16 protein-coding genes and 1 pseudogene are annotated in these 17,854 nt (G+C 68.1%); 4 read left to right on the top strand and 13 right to left on the bottom strand.

All coding sequences use genetic code 11. The features are described from left to right. Positions 1–292 precede the first annotated feature (292 nt). Positions 293–1,984 carry an alpha/beta hydrolase gene (locus tag OG452_RS34280; RefSeq protein WP_327299423.1) on the top strand — a complete coding sequence of 564 codons (1,692 nt, stop codon included), beginning with the start codon at positions 293–295 and terminating at the stop codon, positions 1,982–1,984. A 621-nt stretch (positions 1,985–2,605) separates the two neighbouring features. Here the strand turns inward: OG452_RS34280 and OG452_RS34285 are convergent. Further along, positions 2,606–2,707 (bottom strand): AraC family transcriptional regulator, encoded by a 102-nt coding sequence (locus tag OG452_RS34285; protein ID WP_327299424.1) that lies wholly within the window; start codon positions 2,705–2,707, stop codon positions 2,606–2,608. 354 nt (positions 2,708–3,061) lie between these two features. Then, a complete protein-coding gene (locus tag OG452_RS34290) occupies positions 3,062–3,586 on the bottom strand; it encodes a VOC family protein (RefSeq protein ID WP_327299425.1) in 525 nt (174 codons plus the stop codon). 304 nt (positions 3,587–3,890) lie between these two features. On the opposite strand from OG452_RS34290, the gene OG452_RS34295 reads away from it, so the two are divergent. Continuing rightward, positions 3,891–4,076, top strand: coding sequence for a hypothetical protein (locus OG452_RS34295; RefSeq protein WP_327299426.1), 186 nt, complete (start codon positions 3,891–3,893; stop codon positions 4,074–4,076). Then, the gene (locus tag OG452_RS34300) at positions 4,030–5,322 is read left to right on the top strand and encodes an IS256 family transposase (RefSeq protein WP_327299427.1); all 1,293 of its coding nucleotides are present in this window, start codon (positions 4,030–4,032) and stop codon (positions 5,320–5,322) included. Before OG452_RS34295 ends, OG452_RS34300 begins: the two co-directional genes overlap by 47 nt. A gap of 130 nt (positions 5,323–5,452) precedes the next feature. Here the strand turns inward: OG452_RS34300 and OG452_RS34305 are convergent, their stop codons facing one another. From OG452_RS34305 to OG452_RS34325, 5 genes are all read right to left on the bottom strand, one after another. Further along, entirely contained in the window at positions 5,453–6,331 is an 879-nt protein-coding gene (locus OG452_RS34305) for an SDR family NAD(P)-dependent oxidoreductase (protein WP_327299882.1), read from the bottom strand. Then, positions 6,328–6,723 carry a hypothetical protein gene (locus OG452_RS34310; RefSeq protein WP_327299428.1) on the bottom strand — a complete coding sequence of 132 codons (396 nt, stop codon included), beginning with the start codon at positions 6,721–6,723 and terminating at the stop codon, positions 6,328–6,330. Before OG452_RS34310 ends, OG452_RS34305 begins: the two co-directional genes overlap by 4 nt. A 27-nt stretch (positions 6,724–6,750) precedes the next feature. Continuing rightward, on the bottom strand, positions 6,751–7,281 hold the full coding sequence (locus OG452_RS34315; protein ID WP_327299429.1) for a TniQ family protein: 531 nt from the start codon (positions 7,279–7,281) through the stop codon (positions 6,751–6,753). Continuing rightward, positions 7,278–8,264 (bottom strand): ATP-binding protein, encoded by a 987-nt coding sequence (locus OG452_RS34320; RefSeq protein WP_327299883.1) that lies wholly within the window; start codon positions 8,262–8,264, stop codon positions 7,278–7,280. The genes OG452_RS34315 and OG452_RS34320 overlap by 4 nt, the downstream gene beginning before the upstream one ends. Positions 8,265–8,377: 113 nt before the next feature. Continuing rightward, the gene (locus OG452_RS34325) at positions 8,378–8,587 is read right to left on the bottom strand and encodes a hypothetical protein (protein ID WP_327299430.1); all 210 of its coding nucleotides are present in this window, start codon (positions 8,585–8,587) and stop codon (positions 8,378–8,380) included. A gap of 509 nt (positions 8,588–9,096) precedes the next feature. Here OG452_RS34325 and OG452_RS34330 point away from each other — a divergent pair. Then, a complete protein-coding gene (locus tag OG452_RS34330) occupies positions 9,097–9,495 on the top strand; it encodes a hypothetical protein (protein ID WP_327299431.1) in 399 nt (132 codons plus the stop codon). 917 nt (positions 9,496–10,412) lie between these two features. On the opposite strand, the gene OG452_RS34335 is transcribed toward OG452_RS34330, so the two are convergent. From OG452_RS34335 to OG452_RS34360, 6 genes and pseudogenes are all read right to left on the bottom strand, one after another. Then, positions 10,413–10,544, bottom strand: coding sequence for a hypothetical protein (locus tag OG452_RS34335; RefSeq protein WP_327299432.1), 132 nt, complete (start codon positions 10,542–10,544; stop codon positions 10,413–10,415). Between the two features lie 1,370 nt (positions 10,545–11,914). Beyond that, positions 11,915–13,199, bottom strand: a pseudogene (locus OG452_RS34340) (IS256 family transposase). Then, entirely contained in the window at positions 13,174–13,941 is a 768-nt protein-coding gene (locus OG452_RS34345) for a hypothetical protein (RefSeq protein ID WP_327299433.1), read from the bottom strand. Before OG452_RS34345 ends, OG452_RS34340 begins: the two are co-directional and overlap by 26 nt. A 312-nt stretch (positions 13,942–14,253) precedes the next feature. Next, positions 14,254–14,958: a hypothetical protein gene (locus tag OG452_RS34350; protein ID WP_327299434.1), complete on the bottom strand. Its 705-nt coding sequence runs from the start codon at positions 14,956–14,958 to the stop codon at positions 14,254–14,256. A gap of 427 nt (positions 14,959–15,385) precedes the next feature. Next, the gene (locus OG452_RS34355; RefSeq protein ID WP_327299884.1) at positions 15,386–16,060 is read right to left on the bottom strand and encodes a response regulator transcription factor; all 675 of its coding nucleotides are present in this window, start codon (positions 16,058–16,060) and stop codon (positions 15,386–15,388) included. A 447-nt stretch (positions 16,061–16,507) separates the two neighbouring features. After that, a complete protein-coding gene (locus tag OG452_RS34360; RefSeq protein ID WP_327299435.1) occupies positions 16,508–17,755 on the bottom strand; it encodes an aminotransferase class III-fold pyridoxal phosphate-dependent enzyme in 1,248 nt (415 codons plus the stop codon). Positions 17,756–17,854: the final 99 nt, after the last annotated feature.

Here is a 17,854-nt window from a genome sequence, read left to right on the forward strand (position 1 = left end):
GACCAGCGCGTCCTGTGGGGCAACGTTGTGCGCGGAGCCAGGACGTGATCGAGGGCCGGCACTGCGCGACAACATGAACGACGCACGGCAGTGGTACCTCACGCCCGTCTGGTTTCCGACGGCCGCCGCGTGCAGGGTGTGCTCCATATCCGGTACTACGACCCAGGGACGAGGTGCGGCGGTGCGTCACGCCCAGGTCGGAAGGGAGTTGGGGCCGCTCGGCTGACGATTCCGGCGTACTCCCCCTGCATGATCATTCCTGTCCGAACATGCGACCAGAAGGATCGATTACATGCGTGGAAGATGTCTCGTGCCCCTGTTGGCTGTCGGTGTCACGGCGATGCTGGCCCCCGCGTTCGCCACCTCGACGGCCACCGCTGCTCCGGCCACTGCCGCTTCGCCGACCGCTGCCCTGGCCTCCAAGCCGTCCGCCACCAGGGGCGCGCTGGGCCGCTATGTGAAGCAGAGGCCGCAGTGGAAGCGGTGCGACGCCGACTCTCCGGCGGAGTTCGAGTGCGCCACGATCAAGGTTCCGCTGGACTACCGGGCTCCCGGGGGCAAGCGGATCGACTTGGCCATATCCCGGATCAAGAGCACCGCGCCCGGTAAGCGGCACGGTGTCCTGTTCTCCAACCCCGGCGGCCCGGGAATGCAGGGGCGCTACATGCCGATGGAGTTGCAGGACAGGCTGCCCGAGTCCGTGCGGCAGAAGTACGACCTCATCGGCTTCGACCCGCGCGGTGTGGGAGAGAGCAGCCCGGTCTCCTGTGACCTGAAGCCGGAGGAGGAGGACTGGCTGCGGCCGTACAAGGAGGAGAAGTTCGACAAGGACGTCGCCTGGGCACGTGGCGTCGCGAACAAGTGCGGGGAAAAGGCGAGCGACACGCTCCCGTACATCACCACGCGCAATACCGCGCGCGACATGAATCTGCTCCGGGCTGTCCTCGGCGAGAGGAAGATCTCGTACCTGGGCACTTCGTACGGCACCTACCTGGGCGCCGTCTACACCCAGCTCTTCCCGGGCCGGGCCGACCGTTTCGTGCTGGACAGCGCGGTCGATCCGGCGCGCGCCTGGCGAGGGATGATCCAGTGGTGGGCGAAGGGCGCCGAGCCGGCGTTCGACCGGTGGACCGAGTGGGCCGCCGACCGGTCGGAGAAGTACGGCCTCGGTGAGACACCGAAGAAGGTCGGCCGGACCTTCTGGGACCTGGTCGCGCAGGCCGACGAGAAGCCCATCGAGGTGGACGGGCAGCTGAACACGGGTGATGACCTCCGGAGCGGTTTCCGCTCGGCGGTCTTTACCCCGGAGTACGCCACCGAGGGGGTCGTGGAGCTGAAGAAGGCCGCAGCCGGCAAGTCCGCGTCCACGAAGAAGCTCGCGGCGTTCGCCGGAGCCGAAGGGGCCGGTCCGGCAGGAGCCGCTGCCGACGCCGCTGGTACGGGAGGCGCCGCCGCTGGTGCCGCCGAGGTGCCGTCCGACAATGAGACGGCGAGCCTTCTGGCCATCGTGTGCGGCGACAACTCGGCCGCCTGGTCCCGCGACCCTGAGAGCTACCGGCGCGACGCCGTCCAGGACAAGGGCCGGTACCCGCTATTCGGGGACTTCGCGTCCAGCGTCAAGCCTTGTGCGTTCTGGGGCGAGTCCGTGGAACCGGCGACCAAGGTGAACAACAGCGTCGGTTCCCTGATCGTCCAGAACGAGTGGGACCCGCAGACCCCGCTGCCCAGTGGCCGGGCCATGCACGCCGACCTGAAGGGCTCGAAAATGGTCACCGTCCTCGGCGGCGAGGGCCACGGCGTCTACCCGAACGGCAACGCGTGCACGGACGACGCGGTCGCCGACTATCTGCGCTCGGGCAAGCTCCCGGCGAAGGACGTGACCTGCGAGGTGACGGCTGGCTCGGTCCCGGAGGGACGCAAGAAACAGAAGCGGGACCTGCTGCCCGGGTCTCCGCTCCCGGAGCGTGCACCGGACCGTTTCTGAGCCCGGTCGCACCGCTCGTTGCCGCGTGACCCGTTGAGGACGGGGCCGGACCACCTCCTTCGTCCCCCCCCGGTGGGGCCCCTTCCGAGGGGTCCCCCCGTTGTGCGTCGTGGGGGTGCACAGAGGGATCCGGTGCCCAGCATGAGCCCGGTTGACCACGCATTTCCCGGACGCCACACCGTCCTGAAGAACGCCCTCCAGATCGGTCCCCCGGACATTGCCACTCGGTATGCGGATCGCGATCCCGCACTCCATCCCACCACTTCCCTGGGCCTTCGACCGTTCGCCGGCGACGGATCGCCCGCACCGGACCGCACCGGGAAGCGGATCGCTCAGACCACTGACGAGCCCGCACCCGAGACGTCGAAGCCCCGGCCACAAGTAACCGGGAGCGCACCGATCAGTTCGTCGTTCCCGCCCGATGCGACCTACTTCTCAGGACACCGAACCGCCTGCCAGCAGGTGTATCCGAAGCCGGCGACAAACGTGAGTACGACGACGCCGAAGAGGATGGGGTGGGCACGGGGATCGGCCCCGTGCCCGGGAGCAGGTCGGTTTGGGTGGCAGTCGCAACCCCCGCTCCGCAAACCCCATCCCGAGCCTGAGCCTTGGCCCCGAGCGTCAGACTGTCCGCTGTTGCTGCTGGCGCCGGAAGGCGGTCGGGGTGGTCCCCAAGTGCCGGGTGAAGACCCGGGTGAAGTAGGCGGGGTCCGGGTAGCCCACCTCCTTTCGCGTTCAGGACACAAACACCAAAGCCCTCCTCCGCCTCGCCCGACGACGAGCAGACGTCCTCTTCGCCAGGCTCCGCGACGGCACCTTCTACGAACCCCAACCCGCCACATCACCTTGACCAAACCCATAGGGGCACCCCGCGTCGTGGTGCTCGCCCCGGCCGCGCCGTCATCGCCCGGCGCCAGAAAGACTGGTCGTACGAGACAGCGCGTCTTCGGCTCACCGGTCTCGGCATGCTCCGAGCGCAATGAAGGGCATTTCGCTAGGAGTTCCGGGTGAGCAGCGTCCCCAGGTCAGCATTGCACTGCGGGGTGTCGGTCAGACCGAAGGACGGCGTTTGCTGATTCAGACGGGGGCCGGCGCGGAGATGCCGGTCCCGCCCGGGAGGTCGGCGCCGAATTGTGCGATGACCGCGTCCAGGTCGAGCGGTGCGAAGGCCACGGGAGCCACCTCGTTGATCCTTTCGGCGGGCACCAGCCAGCACACTTCGAACTCCAGGCCGTCCGGGTCGCCGGCGTACAGCGACTTGGTGGTGCCGTGGTCCAACTCGTAGGACAGTGCGCCTGCCTGCAGCAGCTTGCCGCGGATCTGCTGGAACTCGGCCAGGGTGTCCACCTCCCACGCCAGGTGTGCTAACCCGGGACGTCGGCCCGGGCCCTGCGGGGAAGTCGGGCCCTCGATCTGGAGGAAGGCCAAGTCGTGGTCGTTGGTCGAATTCTCGGCCTGCAGGAACGCGCCCTCGCGCACCTTGTCGCCGTCGGCGTGGACGCGGAACACGGTGCGGAAGCTCAGCAGATCGGTGTAGAAGGCGACGCTGCGTTCGACGTCGCGGACGTAGAGCACGGCGTGGTTGAGACGCTGGACCGGCATGTCACTCCTTCACATACTTACGATTAGTGAGTAGCCCCACCATAGGGATGCAACGAGAGCCTCACAAAAGGAACATTGATGTACGCAGCGCACACGACTGACCCTGACTGTGCCGCCGCCCCGCACCCGGCGACGCCTGACCTGCCGATGCCCCTGCCCGCGCGAGACCTGGCCGGACAACGGCCGAAGATTCCGGGAGACCTCGACCGGATCGGCGACAAGTGGTCGGTCCTGGTCATCGGTGGCCACGGTCCCTTGCGGTCCTTGTGCCCTGCACCAGGGGGTTCCAGGCGTCTTCCAGCGCGTGCTCGCCCTCGCCCTGCGCCACCTGGAACGCGACGGGGTCGTCTCCCACACCGTCTACGCTGAGGTGCCCCGCCAGCAGTACCCGGTGCGGGACTGTAAAACGTTCGGTGTAACTCCCGATCATGGAAGATGCATCGATGACCAGCGACAACGTGACCGAGGCCGATCCTGCCGAGCCGTCTGAGGCGGTTCCGTCGAAGCCTGTGGACGACCGGTTGATTGACGAGCTGGTGGGCCGGGCTCAGGCCGAGGGCCTTCAGCTGACCGGCGAGGGCGGGCTGCTCCAGCAGCTGACCAAGCGGCTCCTGGAGTCGGCTCTCGAGGGCGAGATCACCGACCACCTCGGCTATGACAAACACGATCCCGCCGGGAAGAACGGTGGCAACTCCCGCAACGGCACCCGATCCAAGACCGTGCTGACGGATGTCGGCCCGGTGGAGATAACTGTGCCCCGCGACCGTGAGGGTTCCTTCGAGCCGAAGATCGTCAAGAAGCGGCAGAAGCGTCTGTCCGGCGTGGACGAGATGGTCATCTCGCTCGCGGCGAAGGGCCTGACCACCGGCGAGGTCCAGGCCCACCTTGCCGAGGTCTACGGCGCCGACGTGTCCCGTCAGACGATCTCCACGATCACCGACAAGGTTCTCGAGGGCATGGCCGAATGGCAGAACCGGCCGCTCGACGCCGTCTACCCGGTGGTCTTCATCGACGCCATCCACGTGAAGATCCGCGACGGCGCGGTCGCCAACCGGCCCATCTACGTGGCCTTGGCGGTCACGACCGAGGGTCGGCGCGACATTCTCGGGCTGTGGGCCGGCGACGGCGGCGAGGGCGCCAAGCACTGGATGCACATCCTCACCGAGATCAAGAACCGCGGCGTGAACGACGTCCTTATGCTCGTCTGCGACGGACTCAAGGGCCTGCCCGACGCGGTCGAGACCGTCTGGCCGCAGACGGTCGTGCAGACCTGTGTGGTCCACCTGCTGCGGAACTCCTTCCGCTATGCCGCCCGCCAGGACTGGGACAAGATCGCGAAACTCCTCAAGCCCGTCTACACCGCGTCGACCGAAGACGCCGCACTCGAGCGGTTCGCGGAGTTCGCCGACGCGTGGGGCAAGAAGTATCCGGCGATCGTGCGGCTCTGGGAGAACGCGTGGGAGGAGTTCACTCCCTTCCTCCGCTTCGACACCGAAATCCGCCGCATCGTCTGCACGACGAACGCGATCGAGTCCGTGAACGCGCGGATCCCACGGGCGGTGAAAGCCCGCGGCCACTTCCCCAACGAGCAGGCCGCACTGAAATGCGTCTACATGGCAATCATGTCGCTCGACCCGACCGGCAAGGGCCAAGCCCGCTGGACCATGCGCTGGAAGACAGCCTTGAACGCCTTCGACATCACCTTCGACGGCCGACTCTCCGCAGCCCGCCAGTAACCCTCAACAACCCGAGTTACACCGCTCGTTTGACAGACCCCGGCAGTGGGGGTAAGCACCGGATGCATCGATCTGGCCAGGACTCTGACGGTCCCAGGCCTCCGCGATCAGCAGCCGTGCTTCGTGGGCCCTAACGCCCCCACAGACGTTCGAAGACGCGATAGGACACCGAGCGCGGCAGGATCTTGCTCAGTTTGATGGTCGCCCGGTAGCGCCACCCGGGAATGCAGACCGGCTCCCCGGACCGCACGGCTGCGATCGCCTCGCGGGCCACCTCGTCCCGATCGAGCCAGACGAACTCCGGCAGGCGCCTGCTGCGCATTCCGCCGTGCGCCCCGCCCTCGCCGCGTCGGACGAAACCGGGACAGAGCACTGTGGCGTGGATCCCGGACTTGCGTGCCTCGCAGTACAACGACTCTGTCATCGATGTGAGGAATGCCTTGGTCGCGGCGTAGGTCGCGCCCTGGGGCTGAGGGAGGAAGCCGGCAATGGACGAAACATTGAGGATGCCGCCGTGCCGACGGGGAGTCATTATGGACAGCGCCGCATGGGTCAGCTGCAGCGGTACCAGTACGTTGAGTCCCACCTTTGCCAGCTCGTACTCCAGCGGCTGGCGGGCGAGCGGCCGGGGTGGACGGGAGCCTGAGCCGGCGTTGTTGACCAGCAGGTCGATCGGACGGTCAGGGTCGGTCAGCCGCGCGGTGACCGTGGCTAGCTCCTCCGGCACGGTGAGATCGGCCGTCAGATGTGACGGGCCATTGGTCTTCAGTGGGTTGAGCTGTTCTGGTCTGGTGTTCCGTCTTTCGGGGTGGGATTCGGAATGGTCTGAGCGGTCGGTTTCGGGTGTGGTGGGTGTGGCTTGTTGGGGTGTTCGGTTTGGTTGTTCGGGTGCTTGGTCTGTGGTCCGGTAGTTGTGTGGGATTGATCTTGGATTTTTCGTAGGTGTGGTGGCACACCTGTAGGGGGTGGCATCAATGCGCCTGGCTGGATGGGGACTTGTGCTGGTCAGTGGCGTGTGTGGGTGAGGAAGGCATGGAGGGGATCGTTCGTGTTGGGGGCGAGGCGGGGCAGCCTGAGTCGGTGGGCGATGAGTCTGAGGGCGTCGTTGGTGGTGTGGCGTGTCTGGTTCGGCAGCACGGCGAGTGTGCGGGCCAGTGCGACAGTCTCTGGGTAGGTCACGAGGTCGCGTGCCAGGAGGGCGGGGGAGGCGTTGCTGGTGGTGGCCAGACGGGGGCTGTCAGTGATCAGTTGGGTGAGGCGGGTGTGCCAGCGGTGGGTGAGGTGTTGCTGGTGGTCGTACCAGCGGGTGGTGATGGCGCGCGCCGCGGTCCAGGCGGTAACAGCTCGGGGGTGGTGCAGGAGTCGCTGGTGTGTGTAGTGCGCGGCGGCAAGCTCCGGCACGGCCCGGGTGTGGATGGTGGTGGTGAGTCATGGGTCGGGGGCGGCTTGGTGGTGGCGCGGGCAGATCAGTCGGTGCGGCGGCCGGTGAACCCAGGCGGTGTCGGTGGTGTCGTGGGTGCGGTGGCGGGTGCACAGGGTGCAGGCGCGCACAGGCTGCTGCTCGGCATTGAGCCGCTTCCAGTAGGCGGCTGCTCCGGTGGCGTGGGCGGCGTCGCTGAGCGGGAGGTGGGGCAGGGCGCGTGTGAGGTGGGGGAGCGGGATGCGGGTGAGGGCGGCGAGGTGCCGGGCCGCGTTGTGGTTGAGGTGGAGTTCGGCCGTGGGCAGGGTGCCGTGGCGGTGGAGGGTGATACCGGCCCCGTCCAGGAGCTGGGGAAGCGTCAACTGGTAGGCGATAGCGAGGCGTTGGGCGTATGAGGCGGTCGCCTCAAAGGGCAGTGGCCTTACGCGGAGCACGCCCGGTGCTGCTGGAGGGGTCCGCAACCATGCCTCTGCGGTGAGGACGGCAGGCGCGGGGGCGACTGTGACCGCGGTGCGGGTGGTGGCGTCTGTCCGGCTCACGACGTGCCGGTGCTGCGGCTTCGTGGCGGTGTGCGGGGGCGGTGGTGCTGTTCGGCGAGGTGGTCGAGGCGGATGGCGTCGAGGGTGGTTTTGGTGATGCGTTCGGTGCCGTCGATCAGGGCGGTGATGGCTGCTTGGCGGATGAGGCGGGCGAGGCTTCCGATGCGGACGGCGGTGCGCTCGTGCAGGTAGGGGGCCAGTTTGGGGAGGGTTCCGGGCCGGTGGTGGCGCAGGTCGAGGGCGCTTTCCATGGCGATGATGAGGTCGCGGAAGGGCTCTTGATTGCCGAGGCGTGCGGGGAAGGGGGCGCAGTCGATGAGGGAGGCGCGGCCGGCGAGTTGGGCGCCGCGTACGCCGGTGAACAGGGGTGTGGTGGTGACGTCGATGCCGGCGTAGACGAAGGTGGCGCCGATGCGTTCGGTGAGGTCTTTGATCAGGTCGGCGCTCTGGGCGCCGGTGGTGGTGCGGGGGTTGAGGCGGTGGATCTCGTCGATCAGGACCAGCTGGACGCCGGCAGAGGTGTAGGTGTGGCAGACGGCGTTGGTGATCTGGACCTGGGACATGCCGGCGGTGACGGGGATGCCGAGGTAGCGGGCGAATTCGATGGCGAGGGTCTTGGCGCTGGCTGCGGGCGGGACCAGGACGTAGGCGACCGGGGCCTGACCGGCTGTTGCTGTGGGGCCGTGGCGGCGGGTGTGGGCGAGCTGGCAGGCGCGTCCGACCTGGAGCAGGGCGGTGGTTTTCCCGGCGCCGGCGGGGCCGGTGACGATGAGGGACGGCCGTGCGGTGACGGCCTGGTGGCGGCCGAGGATCATCAGGGTGCGCACGTTCTTGGCGAGCGCGTCGATAGCGGGAGTGCGCACGGTAACGAACCGCGAGTGATAGGCCAGCCGTTCCTCGAGATCGCGGGGTGGCGCCCCGGGCGGGGGAGGAGTTGCTACGGGGGTGGTGGCGAAGGCCTGGAAGCCGTCCCAGGTGGTCACCGCCTGCGGCTGCAGGTCAGGGGCGTCGCCGTCGGCGTTCGCTGTGTCACCGGGAGACCAGCCTGCCGTCGGCGGCTTGCCGGCCGGCGCATCGTTCGTACGCGGTGAGGTGTTCACCATTGCTCGGCTTCCGCTTCGGCGTCCCACAGCCCGTACCCGCCTGCCGCTCCCGGCAGCCCGCCCGCGCCCTCCGGCTCGCTCGTGCCGGTCTGGGCCGGGGTGTCGACGCTGATGAGGTCGTCCAGGCTCTCGCTCCAGTCCGGTGCCGGGGTCGGCGCGGTCTCTGCGTCGAGTGGGCGCCGCTGGCCTGGCAGATCGGGCAACTGTGCCGCCGTGCTTCCGGAGCGTGGAGCTCTGCGGCGGCGGGTTTTCTGCTCGGTCTCGGCTGGTGACTATCACCTCACTGTCGGGGGCAGTTCTCATCCCGTTGCCATTCAAGGTGGCTGTATGGCTCGTTGGAGTCAGGGGAGTTACGGGTCTGCTTCAGGCGCGAGGTGAGAACTCCTGGTGCACACACGTGAGAACGGCCTGTTCGGTTCAGTGAGAAACGCAATACGAAGGTGCCCTTGACCTGCGCCGCTGCTATGGAGTAGTTCATAGCCGACCTCAGCAGGTGGGCCGTGTCGACCGCTGTTGTGGCTGTCCGATGGGTGCGGCACAGGGGACCGTTGCACGGGCGTGCCGTCGGTCGATCGTGCTCGCAGCAAGCGCCGCGTCCCGGCACGGTCAGCCACCTTGCGGTCCCTGCCTTGCTGAAAGCCCAGCACCGTGGCCTGGAGCCTGGAACGACGAGTGGGTGAGATTCCATTCCGTAATTGTCGCTCTGGCTCTCATGTCCGCGACGCTCGGCGGCTGTTCCTCAGCGGTGTCATCGGATGGCAAGCACGTGACGATCAGTGCTTCTCCGAGCCGGAGCTATCTGCATCCGGTCAACGATGTGTACTGGGTGAAGAATACCTGCCAGTCTGGCGAGTCTTCCTCGGCGAGGATCACTTTCTGGCTGCACGACCACGCCGCGCACGGGATGGCTTACGACATTCGTTATGAGTTTCTCGACGAAAGCGGCCAAGTCATCGGCTCGGCATATGGGATCTTCTCGCTGGCCGCGAACCAGGTGCTCGGTGATGAAGCGCTCTTCGGCTCCACTGGCAGATGCGGTCCAAAGTTCCGGCTCGCGTACGTCAACGCCTACGACTCCACAGCCGACGGCGCCGACCGACCCCACTTCTGATGAGGACAATTCCACCTCACCGACGGTCCGGGTAGGGCCGGAGAGAATCACTGGCCCCTGCCGTCGCTGTCTCCGGTAGGACTCAGACTCGGGGCGCCGACGGCTGGTTCGTCGAGCTCGAGGCCGCAGCCGCTGACTGCTGGCTTCTGGGGCCGCCGCCGCGGGGCCGTAGCCGGACGACCGGGGCGTTGCTGCGCCCAGTTCATCGGCCGCGTGGCAAGACCTGCTGGCCCTGGCCGCTGCGTCGCAGGAGATCACGATCGACCCGCTGGCGCTCGACTCGAACCCTTTCGTGTCGTGCACCCCGGACGGTCTGGTCGATCTGGCCCCCGCAAAGGCGTCCTCAGCGGGCTCGCCCCCGGAGCGGGTGGGCGTTGTTGTGTCCGGGAACCGGCTCGGTGCGGTGACGGTCGGCACGCTCGGAGGCTCCTTCACAGGCGGTGGGAACGGGCGGGAGGGCAGAGGGCTCGGGCGGGTCACAGGATGATGAGACGGGTCCAGTGCTCCACGAACCGCGCGATCAGGTCCGGATCGCGGGCCCCGAATAGAGCCGTCACTGCGAGATCTGTTGCTGCCGCTCTTTTGGTGGGGTCAGGCGTTGAGCGGCCGGATGTCCACGGGGTGGCGGAGTAGATCCGGGCGCTGTCCGTTCTGGTGGCCCCAGCGGCGGGCGGCCGTCGGTGAGCTGGATGTTGAACTTCTCTGCTTGCCCCAGCAGGAAGAACTGGCCGAGTTCGGCGGGGCCAGCGGGGGTCGTCAGTTTGATGTGCCGGGGGGGGGGGGGGAGCTGTGCTTCCCATGCCATCCGTCGCTCGCCGTCGAGGTGGCCTGATGCGGTGCGGAGCAGTCGGGGCGCGCGAGGGCCGCCCCAGCGATCGCCCAACTCGACTCGCGGTCCTGCTGCACGACGTTCTGCCCTACCTCGGCGACGACCCGGCCGGGTGTACCTCGATGCCGCCATCGGTGTTCAGTACCGGGCGGCGGCTTGGGTACGTGCGCTTTGCCGTCTCCAGGTCACGCTCGTCGAAGTCGCCGGTGAAGATGAGCACGCCAGAGAGGAGCGGGGGCCGTTCGGTCAGGGCGGTTGAGGCACTCCCACTTGCGGGGCCCCCACATCGACCCCTTTCTGCGCGACGCCGGCGAGGACGGGCCACTCCCGCGTGCGCGGGCTTTGCGCATCCCTTCGCGCCGGAATCACATATGGGGGTGTGTCACTTCCGCTGGGAAGAGCTCTACGCGTCGGCTGGCAGGCTCTACCGTCGGGACGGAGGGTCACTCCCGCTCGCGCGGGCTCTGCGCACTCAAAGCATGGGAAGGGAACACATCCGTCGGGTCACTCCCGCTCGCGCGGACTCCACGGTCCGATTCTGCCAGCAACCGTCGCGGTGCACGGGGCACTCCCACTCACGCGGGCGCTGAGTCTCCTGGAACGGTGTTGAGGGCGACGAGGGTCGGGTCACTCCCGCTCGCGGGCCCTTCCCGCGCCTGACTTCGAGGACTGGCTCACCGGCGGCTCACTCCTGCTCGTGCGGGCTCGGCCGAGACGATCGTAGTTGACCGTGGCAAGGTCGGGTCACTCCCGATCCTCTGCCTACCTTGAGGGTGCACCGGTGCTGGCGTCACGGATCGAGCCACTCCCGCTTGCACGGGCTCTGCGCTGTCTGTGCCAACACCCGTATCCCCGCCGACGGGTCACTCCCGATCGCGCGTGCTTTCTCCTCACTCTGGGGCACGGACTGCAGATGGGCCGGGTTTCTCCCGCTTGCGCGGGCGCTACCAACTGGAGTAGCTGGGCATCGTCTGGAGCCACGGGTCATTCCCGCTCGCGCGGGCTTCACGAAGGCCTCACGTTCACCCGTGAGCGCCGGTCGGGGTCACTCCCGCTCGCGCGGGCTATGCAACCTGCCGTGGCCGGTCGAGTGGCAACGGCATGGGTCACTCCCGCTTGAGCAGGCTCAAGGCCGACAGTGTCGGCGTCGATCGGGACAAGACCGACGCGTCACTCCCGCTGGTGGAGCACTTCGCGTAAGCCGGCAGGCTTTCCGGCGGGACGGAGGGTCACTCCTGCTCGGGCAGGCTCTACCACGTCCTCGAGATGAACTGGGAGTCATCGCCGAGTCACTCTCGCTCGCGGGGTCTTCTACCTCATGCGTGAGCCGATGCTGGGGTCACGGATCGAGTCATTCCCGCTCGTGCGGGCTCTACCCAGCGGTGTAACTCAGTTAGAGAACAACGCCGTGTCATTCCCGCTTCCGCGGGCTCCCTGAACTGCGCTGGTCGGCCGGATGGCAACGGCACGGGCTACTCCCGCTCCTGCGGATTTCTCGACCACGGCACCGACTCGGAGAAGAAACGCACCGGGTCACTCCTGCTTGCGCGGGTCCGTAAAGTTAACGGTGGTTCTGGAGTTGTTAGTGGGTCAGCGGCGGGCGGCGGAGAGTCGGCCGTCGAAGGTGATCTCGAAGGCGTTCAGGGCGGCCTTCCAGCGTTGTGACCAGCGTTTGCGTCCCTGCCCGGTGGGGTCCAGGCTCATGACGGCCATGTAGACGCACTTGATCGCTGCCTGCTCGTTCGGGAAGTGCCCGCGGGAGCGGACGGCCTTGCGGATCCGTGCGTTCACGCTCTCGATGGCGTTGGTGGTGCACACAACTCGCCTTACTTCACTGTCGAATTGGAGGAAGGGTACGTACTCGGCCCACGCGTTCTCCCACAGCCTCACGATCGCGGGGTACTTCTTGCCCCACATCTCGCAGAACTCCAGGAACCGCTCCTCCGCGACGTCCTGGGTCGGGGCGGTGTAGACGGGCTTGAGCGCCTTCGAGATCTTGTCCCAGTCCTGCCGGGCCGCGTAACGGAACGACGCCCGCAGGAGGTGAACCACGCAGGTCTGCGTGATGGCCTGGGGCCAGACCGTCCCGATCGCGTCCGGCAGGCCCTTCAAGCCGTCGCAGACGACCATGCAGACGTCGTCAACGCCCCTGTTCTTGATCTCGGTCAGGACCTGGAGCCAGTACTTGGCGCTCGCCGCCGTCGCCGGCGCACAGGCCCAAGATCTCGCGGGTGCCCTCGACCGTGACCGCCAGCACTACGTAGATCGGCCGGTTCGCGACCTGACCATCCCTCAGCTTCACGTGCACGCAGTCGATGAACAGGACCGGGTAGACCGAGTCGAGCGGCCGGTTCTGCCATTCGTGCATGCCGTCGAGCACCTTGTCGGTGATCGTGGAGATCGTGGTCTTGGAGACCTCGGCACCGTAGACCTCGGCGAGATGGGCGGATATCTCTCCGTGGGTGAGCCCTCGGGCGGACAGTGAGAGCACCATCTCGTCGACGCCGGTCAGCCGGCGCTGCCGCTTTTTCACGATCTGCGGCTCGAAGCTGCCCTCGCGGTCGCGCGGGACGTCGATGGCGACCGGTCCGACCTCGGTGATCACGGTCTTGGACCGGATGCCGTTGCGGGTGTTGCCGCTGGCTGTCTTCTCGTGCTTCTAGTGGCCGAGGTGGTCGGTGATCTCACCTTCGAGGGCCGACTCGAGGATCTTCTTCGTCAGCTGCTGCAGCAGCCCGCCCTGGCCAGTCAGCTTGATCCCGTCGGCCTTCGCCCGGTCCACCAGCTGACTGATCAACTGGTCATCCAGAGCATCCGGTGCCCCGGCAGGCTGCACTTCCTCGACGGCCTCAGCCGAGACGATCACGTCTGTCATCAGGTGTTACTTCCTGTTCGAAGATCCACCGTTGACGGTACGGACCCACGAGCCACCGCCAGTTGGTGCGGGCGGCGTCGGGTCCGTCGAGCCAGCGGACGGTGGAGCCGGGCGAGCGGGGCAGGTTAGCCATGAAGTGCGCGATGTCGTTGAAGTGGGCGAAGTCGCCGCTGTCTGTGAGGGCGTGGAGCCGGTCGATGGTGGCGGCCTGGGCCTGGGTGTCGTTGTCGACGGCGTGGTGGAAGGCGAGGGCCAGTTCCAGGAACCGGTGGAGGTAGGGAAGTCCGGCTGCCTCGACGTCGGCGCGCAGCTGCTCGGCACGGCCGGTGACCGTGGGGGTTCCGGCGTCCTTGAGCAGGGCGGTGATGTGGGCCAGGAGGCGGTTGGCGCGCTGGTCGACGCCGTCCAGGAGCTGGTGGGCGAGGGCGAGTTCGTCGTCGGCGCGCTGCGGGTCGGCGAAGGAGAGGGCCAGGGCGGTGCGGACCTGGAGCATGGCGCGTTCCCCGACAGCTCCGCGCTGCTCGGCTTCGATGCGGCTGGCTTCGAACGCGGCGACGGCCTGGCCGGTGTCGGCGTGGGACCAGTGGATGTCGCCCAGGACGCGGTGGTGGCGGCCTTCCCAGCCCAGTGAGGGCACTGCGGCCAAGGCGGTGGGGAAGTCGCCGGCGAGACGGGCCAGGTTGGCCAGGCCCCGCAGGGCCTTGGGCGCGAGGCGCCCGCCCATGTCGGCGACGTGCTGCATGCCGGTGCGGGCGTCGTCGTTGCGGGCAAGATCCTTATGCGCCTTGGCCCGGTAGTACCAGGCCAGTTCGGTGAGTTCGGCGGGCAGCAGGCGGGTGTCGAGGACGGCGGTGAGGCGGTCGGCGGTGCGCTGACGGTGCTCGTGCTGGCGGCGGGTGATCGCGGACAGGAGCTCGGCCAGGGCGTCGGCGGGCGTGTCCAGTCCGGGATCACCAACGTTCTGCGACGGGTCGGGGGCGGGTGGGGAGAGGGGTTCCCACAGGGAGTCGTCGGTGTAGGCGAAGGCGGCGTCGGTGAGCCAGCCCAGGTCGCTCTAGGCGGTGTTCGCGGGCCAGGCGCAGGCCTTGGCGCAGGCACGCGACCAGGAGGGGGCGGCTGATGCCGGGGCCCGCGTTGGCGGTGGCCCACTGGTGGCCGAGGGCGGCCAGGGCGCGGGTGGCGGCCTGCTGCCAGTCGGCGTCGGTCCATCGGTCGTCGCCGTGGTCGTCGGTACGGACATCCGCGCGGATGGCGCGGTGCAGGTGATAGGGCCACAGGGCGTAGGGGTTCTCGGTGACGAGGGGGCGTTCCACCAGGCGGCGGGCGGGGCCTGGTGGGTGAGGCCGGCGGCTTGGGTGGCCAGGTCCAGGTCGAAGGCGTCGAGGAGCGATATGGAGCGCAGCAGGTGCCGCTCCTCGGGGGTGAGGTCGGACAGGACGCGGGCCAGGAGGGCGGGGAAGGCGTGGTCGAAGTCCTGGGGGAGGGGTTCGCGGGTGCGGCGGATTTCCAGGAAGCGGCCGACGGCGAGGTCCAGGTGCAGGGGGAGTCCGTAGGAGCGGGCGGTGCTCGCGGCCCGGATGTCGGGGCTGATGAGGGGCCGGCGGTCTTGGACCAGGCGGCGGGCGAGGTAGTCGTCGCAGTCCTCGAGGGAGAGGTCACCGATCAGATGCTGGGAGCTGCCCGGTCCGTCGGCAAGGCCGGGCCAGGCGGTGAGGCCGGTCCAGTCGAGCTGTCCTTCCCAGTACTGGCACAGCGCCACGTCGAAGGCGGGCAGGGGGCGGCTGAGTTCGCAGCGTATTCAAGTCCGTCACCACGTGACAGGCAGGGAGCCGTGGCCGACCGTAACCCCATCGGACGGCGGCTGGGGCTTGCGCCGGCTCCGAGCCTTCGAAGACCGTTACAAAGCCGCAGCACAGCCGTTCTAGTGGAAGTTCACCACCTCCGACCTGGACGAACTGCTGGCTAGGCTCGACCGGCACACCGCCGATCACCACGAAGAATGCTCCGCCACGGTGGCAGCGTGATCAACCCCCGAAGGATTTACGGAGCCGACCACTAAGTTTCTGGATGGCCATTCGTGGGGTCGATCACGTGGTAGGACTTGCCTCCCGTTGATGACTCGATCATCCTGGCGCAAGAGCTCGGCATCCTGCCTCAGCATCCCGCGGCGCCTACAACACGGTGTCTCAGCTGTGCGCTTGTTCGACGAGCCGGTGCAGGTATGCGTAGGCGACGGCCTGGGCACGGTCACGGGCGTTGATCTTGGCGAACAGGCGATTGATATGGCTCTTGACCGTGACCTCGCTGATGACGAGGTGCTCGGCTATCTCGGTGTTGGACAGGCCGGCGGCGATGAGAGTCAGTACTTCAGCCTCCCTGGGGGTGAGAGCGTCGGGAAGACCGGGGCGCGAGAACGGCCGCCGAGTTGCAGGCGCACTGACGATGGCATCAATGAGATGACGTTGCACGGCAGGGTCGATGGCGGCGTGGTCGTCCAGGACACGTTTCAGAGCTTCCCGGATCTCCGCTCCGCCCGTCTCCTTGGTGAGGTAGCCGCGGGCACCGGCCCGCAGCGCGTCGATCACAGATCTGTCGTCCGAGTAGGTCGTGAGGATGACAACTTTTATCTCGGGGCGGCGTTCGCGCAGCAGACGTGTGGCCTCGACACCGTCACAGCGGGGCATCCGCAGATCCATGAGGACGACGTCGGGACAGAGGTCCTCGGCAAGCGCGACGGCCTCGGCGCCGTCGGAGGCGACGCCCACGACATCGACATCATGCAACAGCCCGAGCATCATGGCCAGCCCCTCCCGGACGGCTCGCTGGTCGTCAGCGATGAGGATGCGGATCGCCTGCTCCATGCGGATACCTCCAACTCGACAGGAAACCTGGGGTCGTTGGTCTACGGAAAGCGTACCGCCGAGCTGATCGGCCCGTTCACGTATGGTCATGAAGCCATGGCCGCCGCTGACGCGAGTGGGGGTCGGCAGTGGCCTGCCCTTGGTGGTGAAATCCTCGATGGTCATACGGGTGGCGGACGTCTCGTATGCCAGGCGCACCTCGACCCACTCCGGTTCGGCATGCTCGCCGATGTCCGTCAGCGCTTCCTCAGCGGCTCGGTAAAGCGCCAGCAGCCCTCGGGACCAAGCCGATGCGGCCCGCCTGTGACGGTGAGCCGGCAGGGAGCGTTCCGGTCGTGCTGGAACTACGCCAGGCCCGCGCGGGCGACTCCCTTGTCCCGCGGCATGACCCCCTGCATCACCCCCTGGGCGCCTTCAGACCTGCGCTGTGCGCATGATGAGGGCTGCTCAGGCCGAGGTTCGGCGGGCCACAGCCCGGCAGGCCGCGTGCAGGCTGTGTGCGGCCGACGCCATCTGGTCGTGAGTGGTGACGACCGGGGGCAGGACGCGCAGGACGGTGGGTGCGGTGAGGCACTGGGCGAGGAGCAGTCCGCGTCGGCCGGCTTCCAGGATCGTCAGGCCCGCCTGGGCCTCGGTGGCGAACCGCAGAACCCCGAACAGGCCGACGGCGCGGGTCTCGACGACCACGTCGGGGAATTCCTCGTGCAGAGCCCCGAGCCACTGGCGGAGCGGGGCTTCGTGTGCGGCGAAGAGGTCGGCCCTCGTGTCGAGCAGGTCCAGAGCGGCCAGCCCCGCCGCGCACGAGGCCGGATGGCCCCCGAAGGTCGCGGTGTGGAAATAGGGGTCGGCGACGAGCGGGGCGTACAGGTCCTCGGTGCTCACCATCGCGGACAGCGGCATCACCCCGCCGCCCAGAGGCTTGCCCAGCAGTACGGCGTCGGGTTCCAGCCCCTCCTCTACGGCGAGGGACATCGGCCCGCAGCGGCGCAGCCCGCACTGGATCTCGTCGGAAATGACGAAGGCACCCGCGGCACGGGCGTCGGCGCTCCACCGGCGCAGCAGCTCCGGCGGCAGGATGCGACCGCCGCCCTCGCCCTGCACCGGTTCGAAGACCAGGGCGGCGGCGGGCCGTTCGGCGAGCGCGCGGGCCACCGCGTACGGCTCCAGGGGGAGATGGCGCACGTCACCGAGGAAGCCCTGCACGGGTTTGCGGCGCTCGGGGTCCGAGGTGAGGGCCAGGGCCCCCATGCTCTTGCCGTGAAAGCCGCCCTCGACGGCGAGCGCGGAGGCGTGTCCCGTCCGGGCGATGGCCAGCTTCAGGGCCGCCTCCACCGCGTCCGCGCCGTTCAGGCCGAGCCAGACCCTGGTGAGCCGGTCGGGCGCGAGGGCCCGCACCAGCCGAGACGCGAGCCGTGCGGCGTAGGGGTTGGCGAGCAGCCGCGTCGACGTCGGCATCTCGTCGAGTGCCCGGTGCACCGCCTCCACCACGGCGGGCGGCCGGTGGCCGAACAGCGGTACCGCGTAGCTGCCGAAGTCCAGCACATTCCGGCCGTTGGACAGCAGTACCTCCGCGCCGTTCGCCGTGGCCTCGACCGCTCCTGCCCCGATGATCCGGTGGCGTTCGGCCACACCCGGCACGAGGTGGTGACGCGCGCTGTCCAGGACCGTCGGTGCGCCGTCCAGGTGTGCGGTCATGCGGGGGCTCCTCGGGATCGCCTGTGAATACCGTCTCCAAGTAACCGGGGCCGCCGCGGTTCCTGCCAGGTAAGGCGTCGGCAACTTGGCTGCCCGGCA

The sequence above is a fragment of the Streptomyces sp. NBC_01197 genome (assembly GCF_036010505.1).
Taxonomy (GTDB): Bacteria; Actinomycetota; Actinomycetes; order Streptomycetales; family Streptomycetaceae; genus Streptomyces.

Excerpts from the sequence above, each read along its gene's own strand:
- OG452_RS34280 (WP_327299423.1), top strand. The coding sequence starts at position 293 with ATGCGTGGAAGATGTCTCGTGCCCCTGTTGGCTGTCGGTGTCACGGCG.
- OG452_RS34290 (WP_327299425.1), bottom strand. The coding sequence starts at position 3,586 with ATGCCGGTCCAGCGTCTCAACCACGCCGTGCTCTACGTCCGCGACGTC.
- OG452_RS34300 (WP_327299427.1), top strand. The coding sequence starts at position 4,030 with ATGACCAGCGACAACGTGACCGAGGCCGATCCTGCCGAGCCGTCTGAG.
- OG452_RS34330 (WP_327299431.1), top strand. The coding sequence starts at position 9,097 with ATGTCCGCGACGCTCGGCGGCTGTTCCTCAGCGGTGTCATCGGATGGC.
- OG452_RS34345 (WP_327299433.1), bottom strand. The coding sequence starts at position 13,941 with ATGCAGCACGTCGCCGACATGGGCGGGCGCCTCGCGCCCAAGGCCCTG.
- OG452_RS34355 (WP_327299884.1), bottom strand. The coding sequence starts at position 16,060 with ATGGAGCAGGCGATCCGCATCCTCATCGCTGACGACCAGCGAGCCGTC.
- OG452_RS34360 (WP_327299435.1), bottom strand. The coding sequence starts at position 17,755 with ATGACCGCACACCTGGACGGCGCACCGACGGTCCTGGACAGCGCGCGT.